This is a genomic window from Gilvimarinus sp. 2_MG-2023, assembly GCF_030547685.1.
GTDB lineage: Bacteria > Pseudomonadota > Gammaproteobacteria > Pseudomonadales > Cellvibrionaceae > Gilvimarinus.
The window spans coordinates 1-9293 of the sequence record NZ_JAUOQM010000006.1; the positions used below are offsets into that span (position 1 = coordinate 1).

The following is a 9293-nucleotide window of genomic DNA, read 5'->3' on the forward strand; positions in this document are numbered from 1 at the left end:
GCGTCCAGCGTCCAGCGTCACAGAGCATCCAAATTCAATGCTTCTCCGTAGGCCTTGAGGTCGTCGCTGCTGGCGCCGCGGGCTTTTAGGGTGAACATGGCGTTGCCGTTTACGATCAGCATAATTTCGGGGTTTTCGTTTTGGTCGTTCAAAATGGCTTTGTGGCCCTGAATTTTGATCAGTTTGCCGCCGCTCATGGTGATCAGCGAGGGGTTGTTGAACATGGCCATCATCGATTGCATTAGGGGCGAGTCGGTGACCAGGTCAATACTGACTTCAGTGTCGCCCCGACTGTAGGAGCGACTAGCGGTAATGCCGCCGCCCATCATCATGCCGCCAGAGACTTGGCTTTCGGCTTGGTCGGCGCTCCAGCCACTGAGCGGGTCTGGGTAAACGGCGAGAATGGCCTCGGCTTTTTGTTGGCGAATTAAGCCCGCCGCGTAATCCAGTTGGCTAACGGCCTCGGACAGCTGGCCGTCTTTATAGGCTGTTATGGCTTCGTCAACGGCATCGGTGATTTCATCGGCTTGGGCAATGCACGGCAGCGCCAGGGCGCAGGCTAGGGTGGTGATAGCAAAAGTTTTCATGGGAGTGTCCCTCTCTGGTTGGGCTAAAAATAGCGCTATTTAATAACGCTTTGAGTATAACGGCTGGATTTTTAGCCTGCAGGCTTTTATCCTCTGCGTTTATGTAAAATAAACAGTCAGCCAGATGAACACAGTGTGTAAAACAATACCGCAAGACCCACAGGTGCCCGATTGGGGCAGTCTGGAGCTTGCGCCTACCTGGGCCGATGAGCTGGACCTGACCCGCCCGAGCGGGTTGTGGCGCTTTTTTAAAGCGTTGCAGGGAGAGCGTCAGCGGGTTGAGGTTGACCGGGAGCACGCCTTGTTTCGGTCTATTCCCAAGTACGCTCTGCAGGAGTTTCACAGCCTGCCCAATGGCAACTATTCCAGCAAAATCGCCCGCGGTTACATCACCGGATTTGACCGGGCCATGCTGGGCCATATGCACCGTATTCGCAGTGAAATTGCCAGCCGTGTGGCCGATTGTGAGGCTGTGCTCGATTTGGGTACCGGCGGCGGCAAGCTGGCGGCGGCGGTCAAACGCTTGGGGGTGGCCGATGTGTGGGGGGCCGATGTATCGCCCTATTTACTCAAGCATGCCGCCACCGATTACCCCGAGGTCAATTTTATTCAGTCTCCGGCGGAGAGCCTGCCGTTTAATAATGAGCGATTTGATGCGGTGGTGGTGAGCTTTTTATTGCATGAAATGCCTCCCAAATACGCCCGCCAAGCCCTGGCCGAGGCCTACCGCGTGTTGCGCCCAGGCGGGCGACTGTTGATTACCGAACCCTCTGAAAATCAGCTAAAGCCGGTAAAGTTGTCGAGTTTGTTGCGCCCGGCCGGTTGGCGCCACTTGTATTTTAAATCCCTTGCCGACCGGGTCCACGAGCCGTTTGTGATGGCCTGGCACCAGTTGGATAAACCGGCGGCCTTTGCCGAGGCCGGTTTTGCACTGGATCAACACCGCGATGATATTCCCATTAACTTTTATTCACTGAAAAAGTGTTCGGCGTGAGAACCTCATGTGGTAGCGTAAAGCTTGTGTTGAGCCGTTTCGTCACCATATAGCATTACGATGACTACGGCCTGTATTCGTAGGAATAATAACTGAGGGACTGCGCATGACCATTTTCACTGGAATAAAAACCGCCTTGGCGGTATTAACGGTAACGGCCAGCAGCTGGGCCGCCGCCGATGACGAAAAAATGCAGCACGTATTGGCGGGTGAGCACCGCGCCGAAAACAGTGCCCGCGACGAATCCCGCCACCCCGGCGAAACCCTGTCCTTTTTTGGCTTAGAGCCCGACATGACGGTGGTTGAAATTGCCCCCGGCGGCGGTTGGTACACCGAAATTTTAGCGCCTTATTTGCGCGATACCGGCACCTACTACGCCGCTCACTTTGACCCCAATTCCAGCGTGGCCTACTACCAGCGCTCGCGCGCGGGCTTTGATACAAAATTGGCCGCCAACCCCGAGTTGTATGATCAAACACAGGTCACTCAATTTGAATTGCCCAATAAGCTCGATATTGCCCCGGCGGGCAGCGCTGATATGGTGTTAACCTTCCGCAATGTACACAACTGGTATATGCGCGGCGGTGGCGAAGAGAAAGTGGCACTGGCCTTTGATGCTTTTTATAAAGCGTTAAAACCCGGTGGTGTGCTTGGGGTGGTGGATCACCGCTTACCGGAAGATTACGCCGACGAGGCGCAAGATCACAGCGGCTATATTAAAACCAGCACGGTGGTTAAAGTGGCCGAGGCGGCGGGGCTTGTGTTGGATGCTCAGTCGGAAGTTAACGCCAACCCGAAAGATACCGCCCAGCATGAAAAAGGTGTGTGGACGCTGCCGCCCTCGTACCGTTTGGGTGATACCGACCGCGCCAAGTATGAGGCCATTGGTGAGAGTGATCGCATGACACTGCGCTTTGTTAAACCTGAGTAATAAAGCTGTAAACAAAAAAACGCCGGCCCAGTGGCCGGCGTTTTTTTTGCCTAGATAAAAGCGCGAAACGTCTTAGTACAAGCTGTGCTGCAAGCTGCTGTCGTTTAGCTCGAGCGTAGCGCTGCCTGTCGCAGTCGAATAGATATCGGCACCATCGCTGTCTACAGTGCCGTCGGCGTTGTCATCGCCGTAGTTTTCACTCCAGTCGCAGTACCGATCAAATTTATAGCGTTGATTGCTCGCACCGTTTAGGTTCACTTGAGTCGTCCAGGTGTTGTCAGCGCTTAGAGTCATTGCTGTACAGCCCCAACTGTTAAAGGTGCCACGGGCGTATACTTGACTCCACTGACTGCTAAAGCCCCCCAGAGCATCGAGCTGATAGCTTAAGTTTTGGTCGTTTACCGTTAGGCGGTAGTGGCCGGACACTGCGGTAGCAATATCGCCACCGCTTGCTTCGAGAGTACCGTCGGCATTGTTATCGCCGTAATTTTGGCTCCAGTCACCGTACACGTCGAGCTTAAAACGCTGATTGCTCTGGCCGTCAAACAGAACATCGACCTGCCAAGTGTGGTCGGCCACCAGCGCCATGGCACTGGTTTGCCATTGGTTGTGGGTACCGCGTAAATATAGGCTGGTAAAGTTAGCGGTATAGCCACTGGCCGTCTGTGCCTCGACACTGACGCTGGCGCTGTGCTGGGCACCTTGGTTGTCAGTCACGGTTAGCTGCAAAGTGTGTTGACCCGCGCTATTGAGGGTGAAGCTGGCCTCTGGGGTGGTGGCGCCGTTGCTCCATTGGTAGTTGACGATACTGCCATCCGGGTCGAGCGAGGCGCTGCCACTGAGGGTGAAGCTCTGGCCGATGGCGACGCTGATGGGCGCATTATCGATAACGGCGGTGGGGGATTGATTGCCCTCTTCGCCGGCGGCCAGATGAATCGCAGCAGCGGATTTGGCGGGCACGCTAAAGTGAGCAAAGCCCTGATTATCGACGGTGATGATTTGGCCACTGCACGGGTCGGCTGCGGCTAAAATATTGCAGTAATCACCGGCGGCCAGGCCTGTTTGCAGGGTTTGATTGATACTGCCGTTCTGGTTGTTAATCACAACAAAACCTTTGTCGCCGCGGCCGAAGGCGATGGCGTTATCGCCGTTGTCCCACCAGTTGTCGACACTCCAGGCGTCTACGGTGGCATTGCGAAAGCCAACCATATTGGCGATATTGGCCCAGCGGTGCTGGCACACCCAGCCGCTCGCATCACAACCGCCCGGGGCCGGAGGGCCTGCATCGGTGTCGGTGAACGAATAGCCGGACATAATCTTGGGGTAGCCGTAAGGGAAGGCCAACATAAAGACATTGGCGAGGTTATAGGTCGTCCCGTCTTTGTAAGTCAGGTTGCCGCCACCGCCATGGCCGCGCTCGCGGTCGTGGTTGTCGATAAACACCAGCGCATCGGATGACGGCAGTAGCCCCCAACCGGGCCCTAAGGTGCGCAGGTTTTTAATTTGGCCGTTAAAGTTACCCGCTACCGCAGGGCCGTAGGCCATTTCGGTCACCGGGCCCATATGGGTGTAGTTGGGCGGTTGAATTTCGCTTGCCTCGCCCGTCGCGCCAATCACTTCCAAAAAGGCCCAGGGGTTACCGGCGGCCTGTAAAAAGCTCTGAATGTCGGCTGGCGGCATATGCTTGGCCGCATCGATGCGAAAACCGTCTACGCCCATATCACTTAAGCGTTTGATGTAAGCGCCAATGGTGTTGCGCACATAGGGCAGGCTGTGGTCTAAATCGGGCATGCTGTACAGCTCGCAACTCCATACCGAGTTGGCATCGGCATAGTTGGTGTCGCAGCTGGGGTGGAAGTCCTGGCTGGAAAACTCCGGGTAGTTACGCGGCGCCCACTGTGTGCCGCCGATACCCGTATTGCCGGCATCGAGGTTGTTGGCCATTTGGTTGACGACAATATCGGCGTATATCTTGACGCCAGCGTTGTGACAGCGATTAATCATGCTCTGCAGTTCGGCTTCGGTGCCGCTGCGGCTGGTGAGGCTTTGATAGGTAATCGGTTGGTAGCGGGCCCACCACTGGTGAATATTAACGTGTTCACTGGCCGGTGAAATTTGAACCGCATCAAAGCCTTTAGGGCCGAGAAAATTTTCGCACTCGTTGGCGATGTCGTTCCAGCTCCATTCAAATAAATGGACGAAGCTGGTGCCCGCACTGGCACACTGACTCGCCAGAGCAAGTGCGGCGCAGGCTCCCAATTGTTGTAGAGGTCGTTTGATAGCAACCATCAGGTCTCTCCTATTATCTTTATTGTGGATAGTGTGATGTTGTGGCGCTAATGGGTGGACTGATATGACACAAGAGGTGAAAACAGCATAGGCCCCCGTTGCACAGGGCAGGGAATTAAACAGTTGTGCGCGTTTAATTAAGAAAGCTCTGCGCTAACGCAGTAGGAACATTAACGCTGGTTGGGGCGGGGCAACAGTTGCATACGTATTCAGTTGCGGTTGAATACGTATGCAGGTTGAGCTGGGCGACAACTATGTGGCCGGGTTGTAATTCTCGGCGCGTAGTGAGAATAAAACGTGCTCGGCCAATGGGCTGTCAGGCGCGATGTGTGGGTGGAGAAAGTTTTGCTCGGTGTTGTGCATGCCCAAACGCAGCATGACCGCGCGCGAGCGAAAATTCTGCTGGCTGGTAAAGGCGACAATCTCGGGCAACCCTAAGGCGTTAAAACCGAATTCCAGAGCGGTTTTGGCCGCTTCGGTGGCATAGCCGCTGCGCCAATAGGGTCGCGCCAGGCGCCAGCCAATTTCCACACAGGGGCTAAAAGGCAAATCGGCACTGGGCGTATTTAGCCCCACAAACCCTATAAACTCACCCGTGGCTTTGAGCTCCGCCGCCCAAAACCCCCAGCCGCGTTTGGCGATGTCGGCCTGTAATCGGCTGGCGAGCTGATCGCTGGCCGTGGGGCTCAGTAGGTCGGGGCAATAGGCCATCACCTCCGGGTCCCGATTGAGGGCGGCAAAAACGGGTAAGTCAGAGGTTTGCCATTGTCTGAGTTTTACTCTGGCACTGGACAATTCTATGGTGGGTAAATCGGTATCGCCAAACATGAATGGGTACTGTCGTTTGAGGCTACTCACAGCTGCTTCCTTGTCGAGTTATTGTTGATCCGGCAACAAGCAGTCTATACAGGTTTTTGAGAGTGTGTTGGAAAACACGATGAGTTTAGCGACATTATAGCATTTGCCTACCGTGAGCTGGCACGGATTCACGCATTTGTGACTTTATCCACTTAGTTGATAAAAAGTAGAGTGGTTTACCGGTAAACAGTACGCTTATAAGTCGGCAAGCAAGCTGATGACGCAGGCGAGTAGGCTTAACGCCATCAGCCGATTAAAGCGGCGCAGCCAGCCCGGCTGGTTAAGCTTAGCGGTCAAATAGCTGCCGGCTAGCCCCCACAGCAATAGTAATGGGGTTGCTACGAGGCAGAATAGTAATATCAAAAGCCCGGTTGCAAACAGTGTGTCTGCGCTACCCTCGGCACTGGCCAACGCTAGGCACATAAACCAAGCTTTGGGGTTCACCCACTGAAAAGCAGCGCCTTCGCTTATTCTCCATGGTCGAGCCAAGGCTGGGCTTGCACTGAGTGAGCTCGTACGCCATAGCCTTACCACCAGATAACTTAAGAAGCCTGCGCTGAAAATACTGAGCAGTATTTTGCTGGCGGGTATTTGTTGCAATAACTGATGAAACCCTAACGTGGTTGCCAATAGCATAGTGGCGCATCCCAGCACAATTCCCACCACTAAGGGCAGTGAACGGTGAAAACCAAAGTGTACGCCGGTGGTTATCAATAATAAGTTGTTGGGGCCGGGCGAGCCGGTCATAACGGCGATAATCGTTAGTTGAGTTAACAGTGCGTCACTCATGCAGTCTCCTCTTGAATAGAGGCTATATTGGGGCGAAAAGGGTGGGGGGTACAGAGGCAGAAAATCGGTATTGAATAGGTACAGTATCGATTGGAGTGCTGCTGTACCGGTGGTGATAGTAGTAACTGTGCTGCCTGCTTCTTTCCCCTTTTTAAGAAAGCGTATAACCTAGTGGGCGAAAAAATAATGAGGAAATAATTGTGAAAGTACTGGTAACCGGCGGCGCGGGCTATATTGGTTCACACACCTGCCTGGCTCTGTTGGCGCAGGGCCATGAGGTGGTTGTGTTTGATAATTTCAGCAACAGCAAGCCCGAAGTGTTGCGCAGACTGGAGCAAATCAGCGGCACTGCCATTGCCTGTGTAGAGGGCGATGTGTGTGATCATTCGGCCTTGCATCAGGTTTTTTCGGCCCACAACTTTGATGCGGTGATTCATTTCGCCGGGCTTAAAGCGGTGGGAGAGTCAACGGCCAACCCGCTTAAATACTACGAGGTTAACGTTTGCGGCAGCCGCATATTAACCGAGGTGATGCTGGCCCATCAGGTGCACTGTGTGGTGTTTAGCTCGTCGGCTACCGTGTACGGCACGCCTAAATCTGTGCCCATTAATGAGAGCTTTGCCCTCTATCCGGCCAACCCCTATGGTCACACCAAGGCTATGGTAGAAACCATATTGCGCGATACCGCTGCGGCCCACACTGCCTTAAGCGCGGTGTTATTGCGTTACTTTAACCCGGCCGGTGCCCACCCCAGTGGATTGATCGGCGAAGACCCCAAGGGTATTCCCAATAACTTAATGCCCTTTATTGCTCAGGTGGCGGTGGGTAAGCGCGAACACCTGGCCGTATTTGGCGATGACTACCCCACGTGCGATGGCACCGGCGTGCGCGATTATATCCATGTGATGGATTTGGCCGAGGGGCATGTGGCGGCGCTGGAGCAGCTGAGTCGCCAGCCCGGTTCCCATGTTTATAATTTGGGCACAGGTTGCGGTTACAGTGTGTTGCAAATGCTGCAGGCGTTTGAGAAAGCCTGCGGTAAAACCATTCCCTATCAAGTTCAAGCTCGCCGCGACGGCGATATCGCTGAGTACTGGGCCGACCCCGGCAAAGCCGAGCGAGAGTTAGGTTGGCGCGCCGAGCGCGATGTAGCACAAATGGCGGCCGATACTTGGCGCTGGCAATCGAACAACCCCGAGGGTTTTTAACCCCTCCGCGCGACAGAATAAAGCGGGCCGAAGACCGCAGTGTCTTCGGCTTGCTCAGGGCCTTAGGTTTTTATCTGTTACGCTTCAGCAGCGTTTTCTGTAATCTGTACTGCTTGGATGATCGGTGTCTGTACACCTCATCGGTGCGTTTTTGCGCTAGCCTTGAAACCTAAAAGCGGCCTGGTTCATCGGGACAAAGGGAGGTTTTAACCATGTTGTACCAAGATTTAGCCAACCGCCTGCAGGGCTTGATTGGTGACGAGGTTTATCCCTCGGGCACGGCTTTGCCCGGCGTGCGGCGTTTGAGCCAGCAGCATCAGGTGAGTGTGTCGACCGCGGTGAACGCTTGTCGCGAGCTAGAGCGGCGGGGTTTATTGGAGGCGCGGCCGCGCTCGGGCTATTTTGTCCGCCCCCAGACGCTCAAACGCAAACCTCCAAGAGTGCGCACCGTGAGCAAATCGCCCAAGCCGGTAACGGGCCAGGGGCGAGTACTGCAATTAATTCAGTCGGCCAACAATCCCGATATTGTGAATCTGGGTACGGCAATTCCCGACCCCGATTTTTTGCCCGTGCATACCATCGAAAAGGCTTACCGAAAAGTTTGGCGCGAGCAACGCAGGCGCTGTGTAAATTACGAATTTCCGCCCGGGGCACCGGAGTTGCGCACCCAAATTGCCCGCCATTTGGCGAGCTTGCAGTGCGATGTTAGCCCCGAGCAGGTGTTGATTACCAACAGCTGTCAGGAGTCGGTTGCGATTGCTTTAAAACAGATTACCCGGCCCGGTGATGTGGTGGTACTGGAGTCGCCTATCTACTACGGCTTGTTGCAGGTGGTAGAAGCATTAGGTTTAAAAGCCTTGGAAATACCCACCGACCCCGAGCAGGGTGTCTCGCTTGGGGCACTGGAGCTGGCGCTGGAGAAGTGGCCAGTCGCCGCCTGTGTGATGGTGCCGAATTTTTCCAACCCGCTGGGTGTGTGTCTGTCCGATGAGCGCAAACAGGCGCTGTTAAAACTGTTGTATCAATACAAGGTGCCGCTGGTAGAGGATGATATATACGGTGAGCTACCTCACTGCGGCCCGCGACCACGGCCGATTAAAAGTTGGGACACCAAAGGCTTGGTTTATTACTGCTCATCGTCATCGAAAACCCTCGCGGCGGGGTTGCGGGTAGGCTGGTTGGTGCCGGGCAATAATATTGAGCGCGCCGAATATTTGCAGTTTATTAATACAGTGTGTGTGAACACCCCCGCGCAACTGGCGATGGCGCATATTCTGGAAAAAAGCCGATATGAGCGCATGATGCGTCAGTCGCGGGCGGAGCACGCGGTATCTGTGGCGCGAATGTTGGAGCGTGTTACACAGCTGTTTCCCGACGAGACTCGGGTCAGCCGGCCCACGGGGGGCTTTGTGTTGTGGCTGGAATTGCCGGGGCACATTAATACCACCGCTCTTATTGAACCGGCGCTGGCTCAGGGTATCAGCTTTGCACCCGGCAGTTTATTTTCCGGTACGGGGAAATTTAATAACTGCCTGCGCTTAAACTGCGCGGTTAAGTGGGATGCCCGCGTGGAAAGAGCCTTGGTGAACTTAGCCAGGTTGGTGGGGGCATAATGCGTTGAACGCAGAACGCAGAAC

Annotated in this window: 8 protein-coding genes; 4 read left to right on the forward strand and 4 right to left on the reverse strand. The window is 54.7% G+C overall.

The window, feature by feature from the left end:
• Window positions 1-17: 17 nt before the first annotated feature.
• Window positions 18-587, reverse strand: coding sequence for a hypothetical protein (locus tag Q4526_RS01465; protein WP_215974942.1), 570 nt, complete (start codon window positions 585-587; stop codon window positions 18-20).
• A gap of 124 nt (window positions 588-711) precedes the next feature.
• On the opposite strand from Q4526_RS01465, the gene Q4526_RS01470 reads away from it, so the two are divergent.
• Window positions 712-1581 carry a class I SAM-dependent methyltransferase gene (locus Q4526_RS01470; protein WP_215974943.1) on the forward strand — a complete coding sequence of 290 codons (870 nt, stop codon included), beginning with the start codon at window positions 712-714 and terminating at the stop codon, window positions 1579-1581.
• 106 nt (window positions 1582-1687) lie between these two features.
• A complete protein-coding gene (locus Q4526_RS01475; protein WP_215974944.1) occupies window positions 1688-2512 on the forward strand; it encodes a class I SAM-dependent methyltransferase in 825 nt (274 codons plus the stop codon).
• A 72-nt stretch (window positions 2513-2584) separates the two neighbouring features.
• On the opposite strand, the gene Q4526_RS01480 is transcribed toward Q4526_RS01475, so the two are convergent.
• From Q4526_RS01480 to Q4526_RS01490, 3 genes are all read right to left on the reverse strand, one after another.
• Complete coding sequence (locus Q4526_RS01480) at window positions 2585-4801, reverse strand: alpha-amylase family glycosyl hydrolase (protein WP_215974945.1); 2217 nt, start codon at window positions 4799-4801, stop codon at window positions 2585-2587.
• A gap of 252 nt (window positions 4802-5053) precedes the next feature.
• Complete coding sequence (locus tag Q4526_RS01485) at window positions 5054-5659, reverse strand: GNAT family N-acetyltransferase (protein WP_303609499.1); 606 nt, start codon at window positions 5657-5659, stop codon at window positions 5054-5056.
• 195 nt (window positions 5660-5854) lie between these two features.
• Window positions 5855-6448 (reverse strand): LysE family translocator, encoded by a 594-nt coding sequence (locus tag Q4526_RS01490; protein ID WP_215974946.1) that lies wholly within the window; start codon window positions 6446-6448, stop codon window positions 5855-5857.
• Between the two features lie 200 nt (window positions 6449-6648).
• Here Q4526_RS01490 and galE point away from each other — a divergent pair, with 200 nt between their 5' ends.
• Both galE and Q4526_RS01500 read left to right on the forward strand, forming a co-directional pair.
• Window positions 6649-7656 (forward strand): UDP-glucose 4-epimerase GalE, encoded by a 1008-nt coding sequence (gene galE / locus Q4526_RS01495; protein ID WP_215974947.1) that lies wholly within the window; start codon window positions 6649-6651, stop codon window positions 7654-7656.
• A gap of 212 nt (window positions 7657-7868) precedes the next feature.
• Window positions 7869-9269, forward strand: a complete 1401-nt coding sequence (locus Q4526_RS01500; RefSeq protein WP_215974948.1) for a PLP-dependent aminotransferase family protein — start codon at window positions 7869-7871, stop codon at window positions 9267-9269.
• The last annotated feature ends 24 nt before the right edge of the window (window positions 9270-9293 follow it).